Source organism: Lactobacillus sp. ESL0260 (genome assembly GCF_003692935.1).
GTDB classification, from domain to species: domain Bacteria; phylum Bacillota; class Bacilli; order Lactobacillales; family Lactobacillaceae; genus Lactobacillus; species Lactobacillus melliventris.
Genome location: NZ_REHO01000004.1, coordinates 61,267 through 85,852, shown reverse-complemented (window position 1 = coordinate 85,852; position 24,586 = coordinate 61,267). Strand labels below are relative to the sequence as shown.

26 protein-coding genes are annotated in these 24,586 nt (G+C 35.4%); 13 read left to right on the top strand and 13 right to left on the bottom strand.

All coding sequences use genetic code 11. The features are described 5' to 3' along the window. Window position 1 precedes the first annotated feature (1 nt). Together F5ESL0260_RS01325 and F5ESL0260_RS01320 are read right to left on the bottom strand one after the other, a co-directional pair. On the bottom strand, window positions 2–505 hold the full coding sequence (locus F5ESL0260_RS01325) for a PTS sugar transporter subunit IIB (RefSeq protein ID WP_122025589.1): 504 nt from the start codon (window positions 503–505) through the stop codon (window positions 2–4). Window positions 506–522: 17 nt separating this feature from the next. Beyond that, window positions 523–963, bottom strand: coding sequence for a PTS sugar transporter subunit IIA (locus F5ESL0260_RS01320; RefSeq protein ID WP_122025588.1), 441 nt, complete (start codon window positions 961–963; stop codon window positions 523–525). A 263-nt stretch (window positions 964–1,226) separates the two neighbouring features. Here F5ESL0260_RS01320 and F5ESL0260_RS01315 point away from each other — a divergent pair, with 263 nt between their 5' ends. Genes F5ESL0260_RS01315 through F5ESL0260_RS01300 form a run of 4 tightly spaced genes read left to right on the top strand, consistent with a single transcriptional unit; the run spans window position 1,227 to window position 5,466 of the window. Further along, window positions 1,227–2,174: a substrate-binding domain-containing protein gene (locus F5ESL0260_RS01315; protein WP_233557694.1), complete on the top strand. Its 948-nt coding sequence runs from the start codon at window positions 1,227–1,229 to the stop codon at window positions 2,172–2,174. Then, window positions 2,174–3,502, top strand: a complete 1,329-nt coding sequence (locus F5ESL0260_RS01310) for a sensor histidine kinase (RefSeq protein ID WP_367178599.1) — start codon at window positions 2,174–2,176, stop codon at window positions 3,500–3,502. Before F5ESL0260_RS01315 ends, F5ESL0260_RS01310 begins: the two co-directional genes overlap by 1 nt. Further along, on the top strand, window positions 3,495–4,184 hold the full coding sequence (locus F5ESL0260_RS01305) for a response regulator transcription factor (protein ID WP_122025585.1): 690 nt from the start codon (window positions 3,495–3,497) through the stop codon (window positions 4,182–4,184). Before F5ESL0260_RS01310 ends, F5ESL0260_RS01305 begins: the two co-directional genes overlap by 8 nt. Continuing rightward, window positions 4,168–5,466, top strand: a complete 1,299-nt coding sequence (locus tag F5ESL0260_RS01300; protein WP_122025584.1) for an ABC transporter substrate-binding protein — start codon at window positions 4,168–4,170, stop codon at window positions 5,464–5,466. The genes F5ESL0260_RS01305 and F5ESL0260_RS01300 overlap by 17 nt, the downstream gene beginning before the upstream one ends. 101 nt (window positions 5,467–5,567) lie before the next feature. Here F5ESL0260_RS01300 and F5ESL0260_RS01295 read toward each other — a convergent pair whose 3' ends face one another. Further along, the gene (locus F5ESL0260_RS01295; RefSeq protein WP_147444108.1) at window positions 5,568–5,867 is read right to left on the bottom strand and encodes a hypothetical protein; all 300 of its coding nucleotides are present in this window, start codon (window positions 5,865–5,867) and stop codon (window positions 5,568–5,570) included. Window positions 5,868–6,069: 202 nt separating this feature from the next. On the opposite strand from F5ESL0260_RS01295, the gene F5ESL0260_RS01290 reads away from it, so the two are divergent. Further along, complete coding sequence (locus tag F5ESL0260_RS01290) at window positions 6,070–6,489, top strand: hypothetical protein (RefSeq protein ID WP_122025582.1); 420 nt, start codon at window positions 6,070–6,072, stop codon at window positions 6,487–6,489. An 18-nt stretch (window positions 6,490–6,507) separates the two neighbouring features. Next, window positions 6,508–6,729 carry a hypothetical protein gene (locus F5ESL0260_RS01285; RefSeq protein WP_122025679.1) on the top strand — a complete coding sequence of 74 codons (222 nt, stop codon included), beginning with the start codon at window positions 6,508–6,510 and terminating at the stop codon, window positions 6,727–6,729. A gap of 211 nt (window positions 6,730–6,940) precedes the next feature. Here F5ESL0260_RS01285 and F5ESL0260_RS01280 read toward each other — a convergent pair whose 3' ends face one another. From F5ESL0260_RS01280 to coaA, 7 genes are all read right to left on the bottom strand, one after another. Continuing rightward, window positions 6,941–7,705 carry a ChbG/HpnK family deacetylase gene (locus F5ESL0260_RS01280; protein WP_122025581.1) on the bottom strand — a complete coding sequence of 255 codons (765 nt, stop codon included), beginning with the start codon at window positions 7,703–7,705 and terminating at the stop codon, window positions 6,941–6,943. Window positions 7,706–7,714: 9 nt separating this feature from the next. After that, entirely contained in the window at window positions 7,715–9,130 is a 1,416-nt protein-coding gene (locus F5ESL0260_RS01275) for a PTS transporter subunit EIIC (RefSeq protein ID WP_122025580.1), read from the bottom strand. Then, window positions 9,120–9,971 (bottom strand): PRD domain-containing protein, encoded by an 852-nt coding sequence (locus F5ESL0260_RS01270; protein ID WP_122025579.1) that lies wholly within the window; start codon window positions 9,969–9,971, stop codon window positions 9,120–9,122. Before F5ESL0260_RS01270 ends, F5ESL0260_RS01275 begins: the two co-directional genes overlap by 11 nt. 19 nt (window positions 9,972–9,990) lie before the next feature. Beyond that, a complete protein-coding gene (locus tag F5ESL0260_RS01265) occupies window positions 9,991–10,482 on the bottom strand; it encodes a PTS glucose transporter subunit IIA (protein WP_046324215.1) in 492 nt (163 codons plus the stop codon). A gap of 245 nt (window positions 10,483–10,727) precedes the next feature. Continuing rightward, the gene (gene efp / locus F5ESL0260_RS01260) at window positions 10,728–11,300 is read right to left on the bottom strand and encodes an elongation factor P (RefSeq protein ID WP_110445521.1); all 573 of its coding nucleotides are present in this window, start codon (window positions 11,298–11,300) and stop codon (window positions 10,728–10,730) included. A 181-nt stretch (window positions 11,301–11,481) separates the two neighbouring features. Beyond that, window positions 11,482–12,471 (bottom strand): ornithine cyclodeaminase family protein, encoded by a 990-nt coding sequence (locus F5ESL0260_RS01255; protein WP_122025577.1) that lies wholly within the window; start codon window positions 12,469–12,471, stop codon window positions 11,482–11,484. Between the two features lie 72 nt (window positions 12,472–12,543). Further along, complete coding sequence (gene coaA / locus F5ESL0260_RS01250; protein ID WP_122025576.1) at window positions 12,544–13,458, bottom strand: type I pantothenate kinase; 915 nt, start codon at window positions 13,456–13,458, stop codon at window positions 12,544–12,546. A 95-nt stretch (window positions 13,459–13,553) separates the two neighbouring features. Between coaA and F5ESL0260_RS01245 the strand changes: the two genes are divergently transcribed. Then, entirely contained in the window at window positions 13,554–14,126 is a 573-nt protein-coding gene (locus F5ESL0260_RS01245) for an SGNH/GDSL hydrolase family protein (protein ID WP_122025575.1), read from the top strand. A gap of 15 nt (window positions 14,127–14,141) precedes the next feature. On the opposite strand, the gene F5ESL0260_RS01240 is transcribed toward F5ESL0260_RS01245, so the two are convergent. Together F5ESL0260_RS01240 and helD are read right to left on the bottom strand one after the other, a co-directional pair. Next, window positions 14,142–14,591 (bottom strand): GNAT family N-acetyltransferase, encoded by a 450-nt coding sequence (locus F5ESL0260_RS01240; protein WP_122025574.1) that lies wholly within the window; start codon window positions 14,589–14,591, stop codon window positions 14,142–14,144. A gap of 8 nt (window positions 14,592–14,599) precedes the next feature. Next, on the bottom strand, window positions 14,600–16,894 hold the full coding sequence (gene helD, locus F5ESL0260_RS01235) for an RNA polymerase recycling motor HelD (RefSeq protein WP_122025573.1): 2,295 nt from the start codon (window positions 16,892–16,894) through the stop codon (window positions 14,600–14,602). A 210-nt stretch (window positions 16,895–17,104) separates the two neighbouring features. Here helD and F5ESL0260_RS01230 point away from each other — a divergent pair, with 210 nt between their 5' ends. The 6 genes from F5ESL0260_RS01230 to F5ESL0260_RS01205 all read left to right on the top strand — a co-directional run bounded on the left by F5ESL0260_RS01230 (window position 17,105) and on the right by F5ESL0260_RS01205 (window position 23,072). After that, window positions 17,105–17,743, top strand: coding sequence for a matrixin family metalloprotease (locus tag F5ESL0260_RS01230; protein ID WP_110445515.1), 639 nt, complete (start codon window positions 17,105–17,107; stop codon window positions 17,741–17,743). Between the two features lie 23 nt (window positions 17,744–17,766). Continuing rightward, complete coding sequence (locus F5ESL0260_RS01225) at window positions 17,767–18,411, top strand: histidine phosphatase family protein (RefSeq protein WP_122025572.1); 645 nt, start codon at window positions 17,767–17,769, stop codon at window positions 18,409–18,411. A 28-nt stretch (window positions 18,412–18,439) separates the two neighbouring features. Continuing rightward, a complete protein-coding gene (locus F5ESL0260_RS01220) occupies window positions 18,440–19,294 on the top strand; it encodes a bifunctional 2-polyprenyl-6-hydroxyphenol methylase/3-demethylubiquinol 3-O-methyltransferase UbiG (RefSeq protein WP_122025571.1) in 855 nt (284 codons plus the stop codon). Between the two features lie 153 nt (window positions 19,295–19,447). After that, window positions 19,448–20,830 carry a glycoside hydrolase family 1 protein gene (locus F5ESL0260_RS01215; protein WP_122025570.1) on the top strand — a complete coding sequence of 461 codons (1,383 nt, stop codon included), beginning with the start codon at window positions 19,448–19,450 and terminating at the stop codon, window positions 20,828–20,830. Continuing rightward, on the top strand, window positions 20,830–22,257 hold the full coding sequence (locus F5ESL0260_RS01210; RefSeq protein ID WP_122025569.1) for a PTS sugar transporter subunit IIC: 1,428 nt from the start codon (window positions 20,830–20,832) through the stop codon (window positions 22,255–22,257). The genes F5ESL0260_RS01215 and F5ESL0260_RS01210 overlap by 1 nt, the downstream gene beginning before the upstream one ends. Before the next feature lie 92 nt (window positions 22,258–22,349). Then, window positions 22,350–23,072, top strand: coding sequence for a GntR family transcriptional regulator (locus F5ESL0260_RS01205; RefSeq protein WP_122025568.1), 723 nt, complete (start codon window positions 22,350–22,352; stop codon window positions 23,070–23,072). Between the two features lie 91 nt (window positions 23,073–23,163). Here F5ESL0260_RS01205 and F5ESL0260_RS01200 read toward each other — a convergent pair whose 3' ends face one another. Then, on the bottom strand, window positions 23,164–24,366 hold the full coding sequence (locus F5ESL0260_RS01200; protein ID WP_370448573.1) for an ABC transporter substrate-binding protein: 1,203 nt from the start codon (window positions 24,364–24,366) through the stop codon (window positions 23,164–23,166). Between the last annotated feature and the right edge of the window lie 220 nt (window positions 24,367–24,586).

Below are 24,586 nucleotides of genomic sequence, written 5' to 3'. Positions count from 1 at the left end.
CTCAATAACCGAATTTTCCTTTGAATTTATCCCAGTAGCCTAATTGCTTATCTGGTAACAGAGCAAAGTGAACCTTATATCCTTTTTGGCTAATTGCCTCAAAAGCATCACCTTCTTCTTGTGTAAAAGACTGATTACTGCCTAATTTAATTGCTCCCGGACGGTCATTACCTGGACCCACAACCAGCTCTTTTTGGTCACTTGGGACAAAATCAAGATCGACCAAAATGTGCTTCATATCTTGTGGATTCTTGGTAATCAAAAAGTACCGCGTTTTGGAATTCAATACTTTATCCTTAACATCATTAAAATGATTCATTGTCCATATAAAAGTTTTCTTACCCTGATCTTCACCCGCAGATTTATATGCGGATTTTAAGATAGGATTGGTAGCTGCCTTGTCATTTACAGCTATAATCCCGTCACAAGGACGTTCTTTTGCCCAGCGCGTAGTAATTAAACCATGAATTATCCGGTCATCGACTCTAATCAATGAAACAGTCATTGTTTTTCCTCCTAGATTTAAATATCATCTTCGCTATCAACTGAATTTTGGGGAATTTCATATTGCTTTATTGCTTTTTCACCTTCACTTATAGCCGCTTTTATCAACTCTTCTTTGGACATATTTTCAAGTGAAATTAAAGCGGCAAGTGTCATTGAGAAGTTCATTCCTCCTATTACCACAGAATTTTCCAAATAACCTTGCTCAGAAAATACATTTAAAAAAGTAGTTAACGGACTGCCACCTATGATATCGGCAATAATGACGAATTCATCTTCTTTTTTGAACTCTTCTTTTTGCAAAAAGGCAGTAACTTTCTTAGTAAAGTCTTCTGCAGAATCACCATTATGAAGACCTAATGCAAAGCAATGCTTAATAGCATCTCCAGCAAACATCTCCAATGAAGTTTTTACTCCCTCAGCGAATTCCCCATGAGAAACTAAAATTAAATATTTCAATGCCTCATTCCTCTCTTTCCTAACATATGTTAAAAGTAGCACAAGCACTGTTTATGCTAACAGTGCTAAATGTCATTAAATAGAGTGTGACAATTGTCACTATTTAAAAGCGCTTTCCTAAATATAGTTGAATGAAACAGTCTTTTCAGCAATAATTACTATTAAGTAATAAATTTTCAATATAATGAGATGATGACATGAATTTATCCAAGCAAAAAAAGCAGCATAGTTCAAAATTCCACCACAAAACAAGAATCCTGCTCTTGAGTGAATTGGTTTTTGCTGCTTTTTTTATATCAATAGTGTATGTAACATTTATTGCATATCCCAGTCAGAATGATCAGGTAAAAATTGGTTCTACTTATATGACTATGAATAATAGCTTTTTCCCCGTTTTAAATGAACAAATCGCTAATTACGTTGAAGACCACCATGACCGCCTATATAATAGGGACCCAGCACTAATTGTGAATAAACAGGTTGAAGAGCTTCATGCATTTATCCGTCAAGGTGTTGATGCCATTATTATAAATCCGGTTGATGGCAACAGTATGAAAATTCAAAATGCACTTCGTTTAGCAAAGAAAAGGGGAATTAAAATTATTGTAGTCGACTCACAGATGAAATCAGCTCGTTATGCCGACTGTACCATTCTTTCAGATAATTATCGTGCTGGTCAACTATGTGCTCAGCATCTGTTAAGACATAAAAAATCCGCACAAATTTTGCTTTTGGAACACTATTCAGCTTATTCAGCAAATAATCGCATAAAAGGATTTACTGATACAATTAAAAACTCTTCCCAACCCCAAAATTTTCATATTGTTGACAAAATTAACACTTATGGTCAATCGGAAATAACTTTTCCATTAGTAGAACGAGCGCTTAAGAAAGGTCCTAAATTTAACACAATTATGGCTTTAAATGATCAGGCGGCTGTTGGCGCCTTAGCTGCAATTGATGAAGTAAAATTGAAACGGCAAATAGATGTATATAGCGTAGATGGTTCAGAAAACATGAAAAAGCTTTTAGGCGTTAATCACAATGCTATTGCCACTTCGGCTCAAACACCTTTGAATATGGGTAAAACTGCCGTCAAAATTGCTTATAAACTAATCGCTGGTAAAAAAGTCCCGAAAAAAATAATTTTGCCAGTTTATTTAATTACAAACAAAAATATTAATCACTATAACGTGCTAGGGTGGCAATGATGCCTAAGTTTAAAGTCTTGATATTTTTACGCAGAACTATGTTATGGCTTAATTTCTTTGCCATCTTATTTAATGCTACATTATTTATTTACGCTACAAATTATGTCATTAAAACTTCACAGTCTTACCAGTTTTTGGAGTCGTTACATCATATTCCAGACTCACCTCAAACTATTTTTTGGGAAAGTATCGTTAGTTTTTCTGTTTTAGCAATTATCATGTCTTTTCATCATTATTATTACGCCTTTAAGCAGGATACAAAATTAAATAACATTATCATTTTCGTAGAATTTATTGTGGCAATTTTCGTTTTCTTATCTCTGCGACTAACATATAATGGTATCTTTTTATTGATTTTTGTAGATTTTATTATTAGTAACCGTAATCAATATGACTTTCGTGACTATTTAGTCTGGGTAGTGGTAGTGGTATTTTTACTTTTTTTACTTGTAATCACAGACTATTCAATTCTTAGCCATTTTATAACCTTACCAGATTTAACAATTTACTTAAATTTCTTACCCATTAATATCGGGCCAAAATTATTAGTTTGGAAAAACTTTATTACCATTTTTAATTTAACCCTATTCATTTTAATTTTAATTTATTTTGCTATTTACCAGTTAAACCAAGAAAATGATATTCAAAATAAATTGGCTTTAGCTTCCAAAGCCAACTATGAATTAAAAAATTACGCTGCTTTGTCAGAATATATCGCGAAAGATCGTGAAAGAAAACGCATTGCACGTGATATACATGATTCTGTGGGCCACGCACTCACAGGTATCGCTGCTGGAATTGATGCTACTTTAGTTTTAATTGATATTAATAAAGAAGAAGCCAAAAAGCAGTTAGAGAAAATTCAAATTGCTGTTAAACAAGGAATTAAAGATGTGCGTAAAGCACTAAATCGTATTCGTCCGGGAGCATTAAATCGTTACACCTTGCAGGAGTCTTTAAAAAAAATGCTGAAAGAGTATTCAGACATTTCTCGTATTAAAATCGACTTTTCTTATCATTGGGGATCTGCAGACTTTGAAAAGACGACTGAGGACGTGGTTTTTCGCATTATTGAAGAATCAATTACTAATTCACTCAGACACGGGCATGCAAGTCAAGTTTCTATTGTATGTACTGTGCCCAATAAAAATACTTATCAAATGGTAATCAAAGACAACGGCACAGGAGCCAAAAAGATTGTACCAGGCTATGGTATTACACAAATGAAAGAAAGAGTGGCAATTATCAATGGCAAAATCAGTTTTGACGGACATGATGGCTTTAAAATAGTAGTTGATATTCCAGCAGAGGGTGATACATATGATTAAAATTATGATAGCCGACGACCAGCAATTAATAAGAGATTCTTTAAAGATTATTCTTGAAGCTAATAAGGACTTTTCTGTTACAGATACTGTTGCAAATGGACAAGAAGTATTAGAAAGCATTAAAAAGAAAAAACCCGATATTATTTTAATGGATGTGCGGATGCCAGTCATGGATGGTACTGTTTGCACAAAATATGTTAAAGAAAAATATCCTAGTATTAAGGTAATCATCTTAACCACTTTTGATGATGATGACTTTATTTTTAGCGCTTTAAAATATGGTGCTTCAGGCTATTTATTAAAAGGTGCATCAACAAAGGAGCTCTATAATGCGATCAAAACAGTATATCAAGGTGGCGCAATGATAAACCCTGATATTACCGAGAAAGTTTTTCGACTTTTTTCTAAAATGGCACAAGCTAATTACGCCATCCAAGTTAACGATAAAGACACACAGAATTTTTCTCAACATGAATGGTTAGTAATTCAACAAGTTGGTTTTGGACTTTCTAATAAAGAGATTGCAGCCAAATTGTTTTTATCAGAAGGAACGGTTCGTAACTATATTTCAAAAATTTTAGATAAATTACAATTAAGAGACCGCACACAGTTGGCAATCTGGGCTGTTCAAACTGGAGTTACAAGCGAAAATATTAAGGACGATAATGAAACACAGAAATAAAATTATCACATTTATTTGTTTAATTATTTTAATTGCTTCAGGAGCCTTCTATTGGCACCATCATCTGCAGGAAAACGAAAAGACCCTTACAATCGGACTTTATACCAGTAGCAGTTGGAATGTACCCAATGGACACCAATATAAAGTAATCGATTATGCAATTCGTAAATTTAAAAAAGAACATCCTGAAATCAAAATCAAATATGAAAGTGGCATTCAACAGGATGATTACCGTAACTGGTTAAGTGAAAAAATCATTGAGAATAAAACTCCAGATCTCATTATCGTTCCTAACAGAGATTTTAATGCTTTGGCCAATGAGGGTACATTTAAAGATTTATCTTCCTTTATGTCACAAGATAATATTAAGCCCTCAACGTTTTATGCTAGTGCACTTAAGGCAGGACAATATGGCAATCAGCAACTTGCATTGCCTTATGAAGCTAATCCAACTTTAATGGTAATGAATAAGACATTGCTGGAAAAATTTAAAATGAGTACACCTAGTTATAATTGGACACCACAGAAGTTTTATAAACTATGTCGTAAAATTACTTATTCAAACACTAAAAAGAAATATTATGGTGTAACTATGAATTATAATTGGCAAGATGCTCAATACGCCTATGGAGCAAAATTATTTAATACAAATGATGGTAAAGTTGAGCTAACATCTGATCGTTCCAGACGCGCTTTTACGCTAATTGAAAATATTGTTAATGACCAGTCTACTTTTAATGTTACTTCGCAATTGTTCGATAAAGGTCGTGTAGCTTTTATGCCATTGGGGCTTGCCCAGTATCGTACTTATACTTCTTATCCTTTCCATATTACCCGGAATAATAAGTTTTTATGGGAATGCACCAAAATGCCTAGTATCAAAGGAATTAAAGCAACGCCAATTGAGACCACAATGTTTGCTATTTCGAGTAAAGCTAAAAATACAAAAGGAGCTTGGGAATTTATGAAATTACTCTGCACTAATAAAACCGTGCAAAAAGAAGTAATGAAGACTAATATGGGATGCTCTGTTTTACCTGCTGTTGTAAACAATAGAAAAACTCAAAAAATTCTAGACGAGAAAGTAATTAACTTTCATAACCTAACCATTAAAAAGCTCGACTTAATAATGAAAGATGGCACAATCCTACCAAAATTTAAAGATTACAATGACAAGTCTGAAAAATTAGATTACAAAATACAAAATGCATTAAAAGCTGGTAATTTAGAGACTCAGTTGTTTAACATTCAATTACAAGTCAATCAAAGTGAAACAAATTAATTATTATAAAAAAATACACCTTTAAGATTTAAAAGTGCATTTTAACCTCCCTATCTTTGTTTTTCCAGTCCTTTTTCTTATTTAAATATTCTAATACTTGCTCAATATTTTCTTTTTTTATCCTCTGGCATATTCTGATTATTTAGAATTTCAATTGCATGCTGCACTAATGAATAAATTTGTTTATCATCATTACTGTCAATAATGAGATAACTTATTTTAAAGCATGATTCCAAGTTTGAAGTATCTTTCTCTTCTAAAGCCTTTTTAATTAAAAACTTAAAAATAGCCTTCATATTACGAGTCTTTTTACGTTTTTCCTGCTTTTTGTCATAAATCGGCAAAAATAGTGCAATACAAACAGCTGCAATTTCGGCAAATGCTGTCACCCATTCTGACAAAGGTCCTATACTAATAGTCTCGCCTCCATAATTATTATACAAGTATTGGTTAAAAGAAAAACGAGATTTTTTAACCGAATAAATACTTATAACAGCAAATATAATGCGTATTGTATTCATTTATATAAAAAATTACACATTTTATTTCTATATGAGGTATGATTATATTAAACAGCTAATTGTGTTATTGAGGAGGTAAGATATGCAGTATAAAAGATTTTTTTGTAAAAAATGGTGGTTTTGCTTTGCAATTATTTTTATAACTTTTTTTACTAATTTTGTTTCTGGTAACACAGGTATGCAAGATGCACAACAAACTGTTATTGCCAAATCTACCAAAGTAGTAAAAAGTAATGCGAAAAAAGTAGTTACTGAAAAAGTAACTGTTAAAAGAAGAAGAGCTACTCGCAAAAGAAAGTCAGTTGCAAAAAGAAAGCAAAAAAAGCGGAAAGGTGTCACCAAACGTAATATACGCAAAGTCTATATAGCTCCTAATTCAGGAAGAAGATACCATTTTAATCCAAGTTGTCGTGGTTTGCGCAGAGCGCATGGAAACATAACCAAGATATCATTAAAAAAGGCTATTAATCAAGGTTATACCTTATGTAAATGGGAAGATTAGGGAGAAGATTAAATAATGATCAAAATCGGTTTTAGAAAGCCTAGTTTAAGAAGGTCTATCTCTGCCAGAACAAAAGGAAGAGCAAAGAGGGCTATAAAAAGAGCTATTATTCCCAACTATGGTAAACGTGGAATGGGTTGGGCCCATCCAAAAAGAAAGATATATAATACAATTTATCATAAGACTACCTTTGATACTCGTAAATTATTTATTCATGACAGTTCTAGAAAAAGCAAATAAATATTTAAAACTATTTCTAAGCAATTTAAAGTTAATTATTAAAATTAGAAAGATATGACTACAATTAAAAGCAATACAAGAATTAATAAGAAGTTGGCTATTGACCATATTAAAAAGCATTGAGCAACAACACTCAATGCTTTTTTGTTGGTCAGAAAAAATTTAACCACCAAGACTTTTTATTTTCTATTCCTTAAGACTCACTATTATTTCAGTTTAACTCCGTATATCTGGCCAAATGCAATCCTTTGTCTGCAATTTCCTGTGCTACCTTCGGATCACATAAAAAGTCCACTTCTTGAGTACGCGGAATAGTTAGACTGGATTGCTGAATGATACTCTGGTCTAAATATCCTGGATGACAAACCATCATTGGTACATTATCAGACGAATTAGCTAAAGCAAATTCAATAGTATGAGCGAAAGTACGATATGGATCATAATTTGGTTTCATACTGTCCATAAAAGTTGTAATTGTCGTATTCTTTTTAAACTTAACAGGATTTAAGTCTAAATCGAATGGTAACAATGGTAAATTATGTCTTTCAGCAACTACTTCAAGACCCTTTAACAAGTTTGCACTGTAAACAGCGTGTGCTTCAAAATAATCAGGCTTTTTGCCAACAATTTTTAAAAAATATTGGTATTGTGCTTCAATTTCAACAATCACTTCATCCAGATCAACCACATCGTGGTCTGTAGTTCGATAGACCTTAGATGGCTTAAATGAGCCATCAGATGTTACTAAACTTGGTATTTTTTCTGGATCAGTCAATGGCTTACCTGCACAAATCACTGTATGCATCCCAATATCAAGATCAAATCCTTGCAATAGGTCCAACCCATGAAGTGTGTCTTTCATATTGACCATTACACCAACATTATTGATCAGACCATGTTTGACACTTTCATAAATTCCGTAATTAACTCCCTTGGAATAACCAAGATCATCTGCGCGAATAATTATATTTTTCATATTTTCCTCCTATTTATTTTTGGGTTCAACGCCAATAACATAGGTAGCAATTGCTGCAACTATTAAAGCAATTGCTGCACTTGCAATACCATTGATTAGATTAGCCGTAGATCCGCCTACATAAGCAGTTAATGACATGAAATTAGCTACCGGCACAATTACATAGCCAGAGACATGCATTATGGCAGCGTATATACCACCGGCAAATCCACCGATCATCATGCCAATGAATGGTCTACGATATTTAATTGCTAATCCGTATAAGCCAGGTTCAGTGACACCACCAATAAAATTGGCAATAAAGTAACTAAATGCAAGTGATTTTTCTTTTTTATCTTTTAAACGTAGTGCTGCACCTAAACTCATACCAGCTACCGCAAAACTGGCAGCTAGAGAACCGAGAATAATGAAGTTGTCATGACCTGTCTGTGCTACAATTGTAATCATTGCACTGATCATCACTAAATGCATCCCTGTGATCACTAAAAGCTCCCACAAAGCGCCTATTAATCCTACGCCAATAATAGCGGCAATACCACCCAGTTGACCAAAGGAAATAATTCCCTTAGAAACATATTCACCTACAAATCCTCCAAGTGGTCCAAGTACGCAAAGAGCAAGTGGCAGCATAATAGCAATTGTTAATGTAGGTGCAAGTATAGTCCGCAATGATGCAGTAATATGCTTATTAAAGAAACGCTCGATATATGACATTATCCAAACTGACAGTAAGATTGGTAAAACCGAACTGGCATAATTAGTCAAATGCATAGGAATACCATATACGGTAAACGGCTTTCCCGCTGCAACAATTTTTACCAATCCTGGATCAAGCATAATTGCTCCTAGAAAAATCCCTAAAATTGGAGAAGTATTAAATTGTTTAGCTGCAGTATAACCAATCGCAACGGGGAAGAAGTAAAAGCCAGCGTCACCAACAAAACTAAATAATTGATACAAGTCACTATGTACAGAAATAACATTTAGCATAGTTGGACCAAGTACTGCCACCAACATTTTAAACATTGATGCTGCAATCAACATGGGAATAAGTGGCGTTAGACTGCCAGCAATTTTATTTAAAATTGTATTTCCAACAGATTTCCACGTTAATTTTTCAGATTCACTTTTTACGTCATCCTTTTTTTCAGTCACTGGTGCAGCTTCAGTTAAATTACCCACGGCAGTAACCGCATCATAAACTTCATTAACCGTTTGACCGATAATAATTTGATATTGTCCCCCAGATCTTGCAGTTCCAAGCACGCCCGTAATATTTTTTATCTCATCATCTTTTGGTATGCTCATATCCTTAAGATTAAATCTTAACCTTGTCATACAATGGGTTACACTAACAACATTTTCATTGCCGCCAACTGCAGTAACAATTTGCCGGGCCATTTCCTGATATTTTTTATTCATCATTGCTTTCCTTATCATTTAATTGTGCGATCATTCTTTGAACATAAATCATTAAGTAAAATTCTTCATCATCCGTAGTATTTGTTCTTAGTTTTTCATCAATCTGATTAATGATATCGACTGTACATCGATACACTTTTGAATAGTTTTCTTTAAAACTTTTCCTGAGTAATTTACTGGAACCATCATTAATTTGTTCGTCATTTTCTAACCGCTTCAAGTAGTATCTTAAATGCGTAATAAATCTGTTATAGATAAAAGATTTACGATTAACTTTTAGCTTAAATTGCTTTTCAATCTCTTTTACGATTAAGTCGGCAATTGAGTCAAAACTCTCTTTACTTATTTGCAATTTTGTAACTACTTGAGAATTAATAAAATGCATCGCTATCGCAATTATTTCTTCTGAGGGTAATTTTATAGCCAGTTTTTGCTCGATTATCTTTAAAGCAATTTCGCCAACTTGACATTCTTGCGGGTAAAAGGACTGAATATCATATGAAAATGGATAGTCAATTCGTACCCCTTTTCTTGAGCGTTCAATTGCAAAGTTAATATGGTCTGCCAGGCTAAAAAGAATATTTTGATTTAAGTCTTGGTTTAAAATAGTTTGCGCTTGCTGAACAATATCGGCACTAACCTCTAAAACACTTTCCGGAATTTCTTGAATCAGTTTGAAATTACGACTATCAATTCGGTAAAAAGTCATTTTGATTTTACTTAAATCAGTTAGTTCATACGGAGTTTTTGGATAGCCAATGCCTTTACCAAACGCTACTAATTCGTCGTGATTTTGATCTAAACAAACTGCTACGTTATTATTTATCCGTTTAACAACCTGCATTTAGATACTCCCATTAAACTTATTTTTCGACTATTATATCCAGATTAGTTACATTATCGCCATAATTTTTAGTCATTTTCCAGCCTTGATGCTCTGGAATTAATTTGGTAAAGATGACCATAGTAGTCAGATCAACTTCTTTGCTCTCAAGGAACTCACGACTCAGTCTAACTAATTCTTGACCTTGCGTTATTTCTTCATTCTGCTCAACTACGGCTGAAAAGCCTTGTCCATTTAAATTAACTGTGTCTATACCAATATGAACAAGTACCTCATCCCCATCCTGTGTAACTATCCCAACTGCATGGTGACTTTCAGGTAATGAAACAATTTTTCCGGCCACTGGTGCAAAAACACTGGTCGCTGTGGAAGATAAGCTTATTGCAAAGCCATCTCCCATCATTTTTTGTGAAAAGACTGGATCTTTTACTTCGCTTAAATTTTTCAATATTCCTGGAATAGGTGCAGTAACAGTAAATTTGGTAGTTTTCTTCTTGAAAAAATTAAACACAATTTCCCCCTTAACAAAAAACTCTTTGAAGCACAACAATTAGTAAGTATTCAAAAATACTTCGACTAATGGTAATGCCTCAAAGAGTAACAATCCATTTTTATTTATGTAAAATATTATACACAATTAGATATTTTTCTGCAAGCGCTTTTTATGTTTGGAAAATACTTGAGAGTATGCAGAATTACAACCGTTAAACAAGAAAAATAAAATGCAGTCGTTGCGGCTGCACCCTTTTACTATAATTATTTACTTCCTTCAGCTCTCGACTTATAGGAACCTTCAGCTGTATTAATAACCAGCTCCTCCCCTTCTTTAATAAAGTCGGGAACTTGAACTACTAATCCAGTTTCCATTGTGGCAGGTTTACCAGAACCAGTAACAGTAGCACCTTTAATACCTGGTTCAGTATGAGTTACTTTCATCGTTACAGTTGACGGTAATTCAACACCCAGCAATTTACTGTTATTGGCAAATTCCAACTGAACTTCAATATTAGGCATCAGATAAAGTTTGTCATCACCTAATTGTTCACTTGAAACTTCATATTGTTCGTAAGTTTCAGTATCCATGAAAGTATAAATATCACCCTCATTATAAAGATATTGTGCATTTTTCTTAGTGATATCAACTAAATCTACTTTTTCAGTCGGACGCATAGTTTTATGAACCACAGCACCACTTTCAACGTTGCGCAAATCCATTTGCATAACGGTGTTGCCCTTTCCGGGCTTATGGTGATTAGCTTTCAAAACCCGAATTAATTTGCCGTCTTGACTAAAAACCATACCTTTTTTTAAGTTTATTGCTTGTACCATTTTTTACTCCTTTAAATCCATTTATTAAATTAATTATTGACTTCAGGAAACCACGCCGGAGGTAAAGCAAACTTTTTTATCAATAATAAATAAATCTCATTCATAATGATTAGTATAGCAAAATTTGGACTTTATCAACACCATAAAATCAATCATTTTAAATAAACTAAAAAGTTGAGACTTACATGTTAACTTGAGTTCCAATGTTATGCTTTACAGCGTTATCATAAATAGACTTTGCGGCCATTAGATCTTGAGCCGCGATACCAACCGTTTCAAAGAAAATTACTTCGTTATCATTTTCGCGTCCTGTTAATTCGCCGCTCACGACTTGACCAATCTCGCCAGTAAAGTCAGAGTCAGAAACTAAGCCTTTATTTAACGGAATAATTATGTCACCTGACTCTGCCAAAACAGCGTCTTTAGAATCAAAGTAAATTTTATCCGCTTTAGCAACCAGTTCTGCTGGTGTTTCTTCCATCTGTGGTTGATAGGCACCTACACCACAAATAGTAGCACCTTGTTTAATAAAGTGAGCGTCATAAACTGGTTTAGTTGACGGTGTGACAGATATAACCACATCTGCATCCTGTACCGCTTCATTACCAGTCTTAACCGCCGTGATTTTGGTGTGGTATTGCGCCAAGTCCTCTTGCATTTTTGCGGCAAACTTTTGGGCTCGCTCAAAATCAAGGTCACTCACGGCCACCTCATCCAGGTCTCGCACAATCAGCATGGCTTCAAGCTGCGTTGCCGCCTGTCCGCCAGTACCAATTAAGGCACCCTTTTTACAATTCTTTTTTGCCAAGTACTTGAGTGCAACTCCCGCAGCAGAGCCCGTGCGCAATTGGGTCACATAATTACCGTCCAATATAGCATTAACTATACCGGTTTGAGCATCGATATTTAGAACTTGGGCATTAATAGAAGGTACTCCCTGACTAATATTTTCAGGAAACATATTCAATACTTTCACGCAGGCAGCTTCGTAATCTTCACAAAAAGCGGGCATACATAAGAAAGTATCCTTACCGTTTTGCTTAAGTATTTGAGTTCTTAATGGTACATCTACTTTGCCGGCAGAAAAGTAGCGAAAGGCGTCACTAACCGCAGCAATACAATCTTTTAGTGAATAACATTTTTCAATATCACTTCTGTTTAACAGTAACATTTGTTTCTCCTGTTATCTCTCAATATCATAATTCTAAAGCCTACTATAAGTTAAAGTTATCCCCGCTACATGTTAGATTTGTTTGAGATAAATTTTGTCAATAACATGGCCAGCAGTTTTATGCAAAATCAAACTGGCACGCGGCTTGGTAGGGGCAATATATTCCCGCAAATTAACCAAATTTACCATTTGCCAAGTTTCTTGTGCAAATGTGAGAGCCTCATCCCGTGGCCCATTAGCCATTTCATAATAAAAGTTATGTGGATTATTTTTATTGAGCTCCAGCAGTCTGACAAAACGCTGCATGAACCATTTTTCAATCAAGTCTTCTGGTGCGTCAATATAAATCGAAAAATCGAAAAAATCGCTGGTTACAATTTGACCATTGGTAGGCAGTTGCAACGTGTTAATTCCCTCAATAATTAAAATATCAGGCTCACATACGTGACCATATTTTCCGGGAACAATATCACTTAACTCCTGAGAATATAGGGGGTAAACAATGTCTTTCTTGCCACTTAAGACATCTTGTAAAAAATTAATAAGCAAGTTCATATTATAACTTTCGGGAAAACCTTTGCGGTCGGTTAAATTGCGCCTGGTTAATTCTTGATTGGAATAAATAAAACCATCTGTAGTCATTAAATGCACTTTTAAACCTGGATATGAACGACTAAGTAATATTTGCAAAAGCCGTGCAGTAGTTGACTTCCCCACTGCTACGGAACCTGAAATTCCAATAATAAAGGGGGCGCTTGCAACTTTTTGGTGTAAAAAATTGCCTTGCTTTTGCTGCAAAGTCCGCTTTTCTTGATAGACTAAATAAAGATACTTGATTAAACTGCCATATACCTCTTGCACATCAGTTAAATTGATAATATCTCCTAAAGATTTAATCTTAGCCAATTCATCTTGAGTTATTTTAACCGGTTCAGTGGCAGACAGTGACTGCCATTCTTCTCTATTAAACTGTAAATAATTTTTCATCCTAGATATCCTTGAATTTTAATTCTTATAATATAGTAAAATAAAAACATAAAGTTCTTTAATTAATTTCCTTAATCATACAGAAAGGTAAAACTATGAAAAAAATAATCTTATTTGGTGATTCCCTGTTTAATGGTTACCGTGCTGGTCATGATACTAAAGTAGTAACGGCTGGAGTGCAGAAAGAGTTTGCTGGTCAAGCTCAAATTAGCAACTTATCTTTAAGTGGTGCCACAACAGCTCAAGGCAAGCAGCGTTTAAACTTAATTCCAACAGATTCTGCCATAGTGGTCCTTGAATATGGTACAAACGACATGTCTACTGGTTGGGGGATCAGTAGTGCTGAGTATGCCGCTAATCTTAACGACATGGTTAAAAATATTGGCGCTTCGAAAATGATTATTGTAGGTCCTGCTTATGAGGATCCTAATAATAAGTATATTATGCAATACTACAATCACCAAAATATGACAATTTATAATCAAATTGCCGCAGATTGTGCCAGCAAATATAACATTCCTTTCATTAACTTGATCGCTAATTTTTGTCAGTTAGAAAATTTGCCTTCGTACTACCAGGAAGATGGTCAGCATCTTACAGCTGCAGGAAACAAAATCTTAATTAACCTGGTAGTAGCTGCCATTAAACAAAAACTTGCACAATTGTAGTGCAAGTTATTATCTTTATAAATCCTTATACATCATTACATGCTTAATATCAGCTTCCGTAAAAGGCTCACCTTTAGTAAGATAGCCTAAAAAGTCGTAGAAGGGTTTAGCCTGCCATTGTGCATGACAATAAAGGCGGTCAACTCCCTGATTACGCAAGTACTCATGAACCTGAGTCATCATTTTGGTACCTAGTTTTTGCCCGCGAGCCGTTTTAGCAACTGCTACTCTGCCTAACAACCACTTGCCTTTTTCTTGAAAAATGCGGCAAACAGCCAGAGCGTTAGTTTTTTGATCATTCAGTAAATAGACTTGAATGGCAGCCAAATCTTCGTCATCCAGTTCGGGTACCGTAATTTCTTGTTCTGTTACAAATGTGTCTATCCGCAAGCGAGCAACGCAAAACATTTCCCGCCCAGTCATTTGCGTAACTGGTTTAAACGTAAATTTTTCCCCTTCAGTCATAGCATCACCTATTTTTCTACATAAGTTTCCGGGTCTACTTCAAGAAGTGGACTCTTTTCATTTGTATAAATAATATCAAGCTTGTACATTGCACGCGAAGTAATTGTGTAGACAAGTTGTGTTTCATCAGCGCGATGATAATTTTCTTTTGAGGCAGCCCACATAATGACTGCGTCAAATTCCAGGCCCTTAGCTAAATATGACGGGATGACAAGAGTACCATTTACCAAACGTTGATTAGCAGTAGCAATTAGCGTCGCCTTCACCCTATCCTCTTTTAGTTTCTGCGCTACAATTTTCGCGCTGGCTAAATCTTTGGTGATGATCGCCGTTGTCAATTTGGTTTGATCATTTTCACTTAAAATTTGTTCTAGTACTTGCATAGCAGCAGTATTATTGGACCGTCCCCACAGAACTGGTTTAGGTCCTTGACGGTTAAATGATTCAATTTTTTCGCCTTGCCGCAAAATTTGTTTGGTAAATTCTGTCAGTTGCTTGGTTGAGCGATATGATTTGGTTAATTGCACCACATCAGTTTTTTCAGGATCAAATAGACCACTAATCTGCTTAAGCAGGCTCCTGCTTTCGTCTTTAGTAAAAATAGCCTGATTTAAGTCACCCAGCATCGTAAATTTGGCGCGGGGAAAATTATACTTGAGATAACAAAGTTGAAACGGGGTATAATCTTGAATTTCATCAATAAAAGCATAGCGCATTTCATAATCCACGTGACGACCCGTAATTAGATCATAAAGATACAAATACGCTGAAACATCATTCATATGAATATAATGTTTCATAAAGCTTTGCTTAACATCTTCAACATGTTTTTCCCAGTCTTTTTCACTAATTTGCCATTTAGCTAAATCAGTCATTTTAGGAACTGCACGTAAAAAGCTCAGATATTGGGCACGCATGTTAATAAAATTATTGCGTCTTATTTGCTGGAAAACTTTTTCCAGTGCTTTGACCACGATTTTACGGCTGAGGAATTTTTCTTCTTTTTCTTCAGATTCAAATTCCTGGTCCGGTCGATCATACAAAGCATTCAATTGTTCCTGGCTGAGGTTTTGAATTGCATCCGATACCCACGCCTTTTTAGTTTCACCATTAATTTTACGATTAAGTGACTTAATTAATTCCTCACGTGTAGCGTCAATTCTGTTGCTTAAATTATAGTTGGAATTAAATGAATAGTAGAGTTCACTGATTTTTTCTTTCGTAAAAAATGGTTTCTTTTTATTGCGGAAGTAAATATTTTTAAAAATTACCCCCCGATTATTAAGGTGCTTAGCATAATGATGTAACAGATTAAAGAAGCTGGTAGAGTCCTTAAACTGACTGATAGCAGAATCAGCTGCGCTATCTTCAAATTGGTCAAACAAGTTTTCAACTGTCATTCCCGGCAGTCTCCTCGCCACAAACTGCCAATAGGTCATTTGCACCATGTTTTGCTCACCCATTTCAGGCAAAACGTTCTTGATGTAATCGTTAAATAATTGGTTTGGACTGAACATGATAACATCACTACTGGTTAACTTGCCCCGGTAGCGATAAAGCAGGTAAGCAATTCTTTGCAAGATGGCAGAAGTTTTACCAGAACCAGCCGCACCTTGAACAAAAAGCAGGTCAGCGCTGGTATTTCTTATAATCTTATTCTGTTCACGCTGAATAGTCGTGACAATTGATTTCATCTGGGTGCCGGATTTTTCACCCAAAACTTCCAGCAGCATCTGATCGCCAATGGACTCATTGGTATCAAACATATTAACGATCTTGCCGTCCTTAATCATGAACTGCCGCTTTTTAGTCATATCAACGGTAATTTCACCCTCAGGAGACATATAAGAAACTTTCCCAATTTTCCCATCATAATAAATTGAAGAAATTGGTGCCCGCCAATCATAAATCAGAAAATGATTATTCTTATCGGCAAAGGACCCTAGACCAATATAAATAGTCTCTGGCTTCTCCTTGTTCTCTTTAAAATCTACTCTAGCAAAATATGGCCTTTGTTCTAACTTTTGCACTGTACTCAGTTGCTTTGCGGCATGTTGCCAGGCATTTTGACGTTCATCAAGCAGCTGTTGCTGTTGGTGAATAGACAATGCAGTTTCCATTGATGTTGAATAACCGTCATAATCTAGTTTTACATCATCAAAAAAGTGTGAATTAAGATCTTGGGCCTCACCTTCAGCGGACTTAATTGACGAAGACAACTCGGACTTTTTAGCTCTAATCATTTTCAAAATCCGGTCGAGATGTTTTTGCTCAAATTCTTTATCATCCATCGCTTTTGTCATAAACTCACCTATTTTTTCAAAACTTGCATTCTATTTTACCATGAAATCGGTTTATATTAAAATCCTTCACTTATTTTTTCAACCAGTAAAATAGGGGAAATTAAGATAATTTAGGCAGTTTATGACTATAATTTAATATGCTAAAGTTAGTAAAATATGATACTTTCACCATTTTTCTTATATAATGTAAGATAATGGAGTGATTAAAGTATGAAAAATTTTCGTCATTTTTTCTCTAAATTAGCGTGTGCACTAGTTGCAATTCTGACAATTGGAAGTGCAATAACTCCCGTTGCTGATAACCCTTTAACTAACTGGCCTTCGCAGACTGTTTATGCTAAAAAGGCTAAAAAGAAAAAAAGTAAAAAAAGTAAAAAGAAGCATGTCGCTGTTGCAACTTCTTGGCGCTGGAAAAAGCCCACAGCTTCGGTCTACATTGATCTTAATGATAATCAAGAACTGATTTCCGCTACTAATGACGCGATTAAAGCATGGAATGATACTAAAGCCTTTACTTTTACCCAAGCTAAAAGCAAGAAAAATGCTAAGATTGTGATAGAGCAGATTTACAGTCCCAACACGAACTATGCCGGTTATACTACCTTTCATTATTACGTTAAAACCGGGATTATGTACTCTGCTTTAACCAGGCTAAACATTTATTATTTACAAAATTTCTCACCATATAATTATACGTATCAACGCATTCTTAATACTGTTGAACATGAATTGGGACATGCAATAGGTCTTAAACATAATAATGGCGTTTCGGTAATGTATCCAACTGGTTCGCTCTACTCAATTGAACCCGTTGATGTTGCCAAGGTTGAAAAATTATACGGGAAATAAGTTAAAAATTTGCGAGGAGTAAAATGAAAAGAATATATATTGTGCGTCACGGTGAAACCTATATTAATCGCTATAACAAAATGCAGGGCTGGTGTGACACACCACTAACAGAAAAAGGAATAGCAGGCGCAGAACAAGTGGGAAAAGTTTTGAAAGACATTCCTTTTGATATTGCCTTGTCAAGTGATCTTAAGAGAGCAAGTGATACTTGCGATATTATTATTAAGCACAACATTAATCATGATGAAATTCAGCACATTGCCACCCCATTTTTCCGTGAGCATTTTTACGGCTATTTTGAAGGTATGGATTCGGATGCTGCCTGGCAAATGATTAGTGGCCCTCATGGTTACACGAGCCACACAGAAATGCTTAAAAACGAATCACTAGACACTGTTAAAGATTGGATTAAAGAAGCTGACCCGTTTCATGACGCTGAGAATGCCCATGAGTATTGGCAAAGACTAGATAAGGGTTTTAAATTAATCAGCCAGTTAGATGGCGCAGAAAATATCTTACTTGTTACTCATGGCTTTACCATCCACAGCATTGCTGATCGCTACGGCGATTTTGAAATTAAAAAGCGGCCTCGTAACGCTTCAATTACCATAATGAATATGACGGATAAAGAAATGAAAATTGTTTCATATGACAAACTGAAACTGTAGTATTTTCTTTAATTATAGGAGAAAATTTATGCAATTAGAAAATGAGCACTCGGAAATCACTGACAATTTAAACAACTGGAATGACCGTGCTGTTGTACATGCAAATGGTGGCTATGGCGATCTCACTCAGTTTGTTAAAGATAAAGGTGCTGTTACTACAACTGTTAAGCGTGACTTCGCCGTACTCAAGCCATACTTATCTCATAATACGGTTAAAAACAAACGACTACTTCATCTGCAATGCCACATTGGTGATGATACTCTTAGCTGGGCACGTCTAGGTGCTAAAGATGTATATGGCCTTGACTTTTCACCTGTAGCTTTAAAATATGCTCGCAAGCTAGCTAATGAGGCTAATACTCCAATCACCTATGTAGAAGGTGACGCCCGTTATGCCGCAAAAGCTTTACCAGAAAAAACAGGTAAATTTGATATAATCGTAACCAGTGCCGGTACGATTACCTGGCTACCGGAACTAAAGTCTTGGGCACAATCAATTGCGCAATTGTTAGCGCCCGGTGGTATTTTTATGATTCGCGATAATCATCCACTACTGTTTGCACTGGATAATGCTGGACTGGAAATTAAGTTTAATTACTTTAGTGGCACTGAAAATACCTATGAATCAGATGCTTCATATACCCCAAATTCTACTGGAAAAATTAAACATCAAACTAATCATAATTGGGCGCATGATTTTGCAGAAATTATTAATACATTAATTAATGCCGGTTTGACTATTAAAAATGTCGGAGAATACCAGGTTAGTGATTGGCAGTCTTTACCTTCATTAATCTATGATAAAGACCAAGAAGGCTGGATACAGCCAACAAATTTACCGCAAGTGCCATTAATTTTTTCAGTAGTAGCACAAAAGCTTTAATAACTGCTATTTAATACTTCGAAATTTTTTCGAAGTATTTTTTATTTTACTTTTAAGTATATATTTTTATAAATAAAATATTGATTTTATCATTTTAAAGATATATACTTTATTCGTAATTTGTAAACACTTACATAAAAGGAGTGCGACTGAATGAAAGAACAAAGAAAGTTGCCAAAAAGCTTTTTTTGGGGAAATTCTGTTTCAAGTATGCAAACTGAAGGTGCTTGGAACGAAGATGGAAAAGGTTTATCAGTCTATGATATTCGTCAGCCTTCTGCCAACACGTCAGATTGGCATGTAGCAATCGATGAATACCATAGATATAAAGAAGACCTCGATATCATGAAAGAAATGAATATGAATATGTATCGTATTCAAATTTCATGGTCACGAGTTTGTCCAAACGGAGATGGTCCATTTAATGAGAAAGGCATAGAATTTTATGATCATTTAATTGACGCTATGCTTGAGCGCGGAATTGAGCCAATGGTCTGTCTCTATCATTTTGATATGCCGCTTAAATTAGCTCAAGCATACAATGGTTTTATTTCAAAACATGTTGTTAATGCTTTTATCAGATTTGGCAAAAAAATGATTGATCATTTCTCTGATCGCGTTAAATACTGGATTGTATTCAATGAACATAACTTATATTTCCAAGACCAAGCCTTCAATATTTCTGGATACCAAAATGGCGATAAAAGCTTATCTGACATGTATACCATTTTTCACCACACAATGATGTGTCATATAAAGTTAGCTAACTACATTCATGAAAACTTTACTGATGTCAAGATTGGCGGTATGTTAGCCTACCAACAAATTTACCCGCAGACCAGCAAGCCCGAAGATGTTTGGGCAGCTAAACAAGTGCAAGAATTTTTAAATTTTAATATTTATGATGCTGATACGGGTCGGGGGTACTCCCCAGAAGTCCTACAATATGCTAAAAATAATGACATTAATATGGACATAACTGAAGAAGACATAGCTGATATGAAAAAGGCACAAGCTGATTTCCTCGCTTTTTCTTATTATTCTTCATGGGTGTTGTCAAGTGATCATCTTCCAAAAGGCGAAGCACCTAACCGCTACTTATTACAAGGTGGTGTACCGGCAAAATACGTTAAGACGAATGAATGGGGCTGGACAATTGACCCCCTTGGTTTTAGAAATGCGATCACTACTATGTACAATCACTACCATATCCCGATTTTTCCTATTGAAAATGGCATTGGCCTCAGAGAAAAGTGGGACGGGCAACACATGATTCAGGATGATCAGCGTATTGACTATCACCAAGAGCACATCAAGGCTATGAAAGATGCAATTTTTTTAGATGGTGCTCAAGTTTTAGGGTATTTAGGCTGGGGGTTAATAGATATTCCCAGCTCTCAGGGCGATATGGAAAAGCGCTACGGGGCGGTTTACGTCAATAGATCAAATCATGATATAAAAGATTTAAAAAGAATACCCAAAAAATCATTTTATTGGTTTCAAAAAACATTTAAAAATAATGGAGATGAATTATAATGGCTAATCAAGAAAAATCAGGTTTCAGTGCCTTTATTAACAAAAAGATATTGCCTCCAATAATGAAATTCGTTAACACTAAAGCAATAGTTGCCTTACAAAATGGTATGGTCTATTCACTACCGTTTATCATTATTGGGTCGATATTTTTAATTCTCGGCAATATTCCAATCCCTGCAGTTGCTAATGCAATTAATGCATCAGGCTGGGGTGCTTTCTTTGCCCAGGCAAATAACACTACTTTTCAGTTGATGGGTTTATGGGCAGCTATTGGTATAGCTTATGTCTACGTTAAAAACGAAAAGTTTGAACCTTTAGCACCTGCCTTAACTTCTGCAGCTGTATTTATCATGTTACAGAATTTAAGTATAGATAATCCCCTCAAAGCTGCTTTGGCTGGCGGAATTACTAACGGCAATGCCACAGTCATGACTGGTAAGGCTGTGACTGAAAATATTGACAAATTACCACATGCTTTACAAGCATTTTTACAGTCACCGGTTACTGGCGTTATTAATACCAAATGGCTCGGTGGTGACGGCATGATTGCCGCTATCATTATCGGATTACTTGTTGGCTGGATTTACAGCAAAATTATGAAAGCCGGCTGGACTATTAAGATGCCCGAATCTGTCCCACCCGCAGTATCCAATCAGTTTACTGCAATGATTCCAGCCGGAATTATTCTCACCGGAGCAATGTTAATTTTCGCTGGCTTTAGTTCATTTGCACATACTGACTTTTTAAATTGGATTTACAACACATTACAAATCCCACTACAAGGAATATCAGATTCATTCGGTGGAGCGCTGGCAATCGGATTTTTAGTTCCTTTCTTCTGGTTCTTTGGAGTTCATGGTGGCTTGATCATGGGTTCTTTAGTTGCACCAATGCTACAAGCCAATACTGCTGACAATGCTCGACTATTTGCGGCAGGAAAATTGACATTTGCCAATGGTGCCCACATTGTTACCAATGAGTTTTATAACAACTTCATTAACCTGACCGGTTCAGGAATAACAATTGGCTTGATCGTATTTTGTTTAGTAGCAGCAAGATCTGAACAACTAAAATCAATTGGTAAACTGGAACTAGTTCCTGGTATTTTTAATATTAATGAACCATTCTTGTTTGGTATACCAATCGTGATGAATCCTATGCTGGCTGTGCCATTTTTCTTAACGCCAGTAATAGTGGCAGCTTCAACATATTTCGTAATCAAATTGGGAATTGTACCTCCTCTTAACGGAGTAGCGGCACCGTGGACAACACCGGCAGTTATTTCCGGATTCTTAATAGGCGGTTGGAAGATGGCAATTTGGCAGGCCTGCACATTACTAATTTCGACAGCCATCTATTGGCCGTTTGCAAAGAAGTACGATAAAATGTTATTAATGCAAGAACAAGAACAAGTAACAAATAAATAAGTAAAAAGATGTCACAAATAATGCTAAAATTAAATGTGACATCTTTTTTATGATAAAAATCAAAAAATTTTAAGAATAGTGGTGACTAAAGGATGGCAAAGGCAAAATATTTAGGAGTTGTCCAAACTATTGTTAGTAGAATTAAAGCTGGTACCTATCAAGCTGGGGATTTATTACCTAATCAACAAGCTTTGGCTAATGAACTAGGAGTTAGTCGATTAACCGTCAAAAAAGCTTTAGACGGCTTGGAGAGAAAAGGGATAATTTATAAGCAGTCTGGTTTAGGCACTTTTGTATCGAGTGCTATCCCTATTCGCAGTAAAATTGATTCTCCGGCCAATGTGTTTACCGGCTTAATGGAATTGATGAAAGCAGATAATATTAAAAGTAAAATTATTAAGTTCTCTGTTGGTTTCCCTAATAAGCAAATTCAAAAAAACCTTAATTTAACTAGCTCTGAACCGGTTTATAATATCATTCGCCTAAGACTTGTAGATGATAATCCTCTTGTCATTGAGCATACTTATATGCCAGTCAATTTAGTTCCCAACTTAAATACTGATATTTTGCATTCATCCATATATAACTACATCCACCAAAAATTAAAGCTAAAATTTGGTCATGCGTATCGCAAAATCAAAGCTACTAAGTCTGATGAATATGATCAGAAATATCTGGCCGCTAAGAAAGATGACCCTATGCTTGAACTGGAACAAATTGTCTGGTTAACTAATGGCAAACCTATTGAATATTCGATTAGTCGCAACCGATACGATCAACGAGATTATACGATTATTGAAAATACCAGGTTTTAAGTCTGAATTACTAATTTCCATAGGGTTAATATTTTGAAAACAAAAAGGCTCACATCACAAATGTGGGCCTTTTATTATTTTTTCAACAAAATTATTCAGTTTTAAAAGTTTTCCCTACTTTACCGTTGATTAATTCCTCTACTGCTAGTGGCTTTTCAGGATTATGGTTTTTATCAACATTAATTTTGCCGGTTACGCCAATGAAGTTTTGAATATTGCTTAACCCTTTAGCAATTTTGGCTGAATCATCAGATTTTTCATTTTCAATTGCTTCCTTGATCATATATACAGCATCATAAGCTAAAGCTGAAAAGGTTGGTGCTTCTTCATGGTAACGCTTCTTAAAATTCTGCATAAATTTAGAAGCTGTCGGATCTTTAGCAGCTACTTGAGTTGAAAATGGTGTTGTGTAGTAGATTCTGCTTGCGTTTTTAGCTCCAGCTATCTGAGCCAGTTTCGGATCAGCCATGCCATCGCTGCCAATAATTGGCACTTTAATTCCGATTTGACGTGCTTGTTTAATGATTAAACCCACTTCAGTGTAATAACCAGGAACATAAATAGCATCAACCTTCTTTGCTTTAAACGAAGTTAAAACAGCGTTAAAGTCCTTGTCACCTTCTGAAAAAGTTTGACTATCAACAATTTTACCTTTATATGCTTTCTTAAATGCTTTAGCCAGACCATTGCCGTAATCACTTGAGTTATCACTGTAAACGGCTACTCTTTTTGCCTTAACGTTATTCATTACAAACTTGACAGCACTGCTACCTTGAAAGTTATTTTGGTAGCATGCTCTAAAAACAAATGGCTGTACTTTGCCATTCTTTTGTAAAGTGTAATTCGGATCTGTCGCTGAAGGACTGACACTTGGCACTTTTGCTTTAGTAATATTAGGTATTTCGGCTGTACCCGCATTGGTAGTGGCCGGTCCCACGATTGCCGCAACTTTATCTTTATTAGTTAATTGAGCCGCAACGGAAGCAGACGTGGCAATAGCTGTTTTATTATCACGCACAATGAGCTTAATTTTCTTCTTTTGACCGTTAACGTCAATGCCGCCCTTTTTATTAATTTCACTAACGGCTAGTTCAATTCCCTGCTTTTGAGCATTGCCATAGCCAGCTGCAGCTCCAGACAATTCCATGTTAACGCCAATCTTGACAGTTTTATTATCCTGTTTAGTACCAGTACTGCCACTACTTTTGGCTACAGTACAGCCTGCCAGCATGAAAGCCGCCACACCAGTAACAACAACACTCATTACTTTTTTAATACCACTAATATTATCCATCTTTTAGTTCCTTTACTCTCTAAAATTAATTAAAATGCCAACCAAAAAGCCTCATTCAATTCAATGAATGAGGCTCAAATTATTAATTAGTTAAACCCCAATCATTGACACGCAAACTAGGGCTTAACTGCTTTTAAATTACATAATGTAATTCATACACGTTAAGTCCTGCGCTCCAACAACAAGGCAACTAAATTCTGAATTTGAAAGATATTAATAT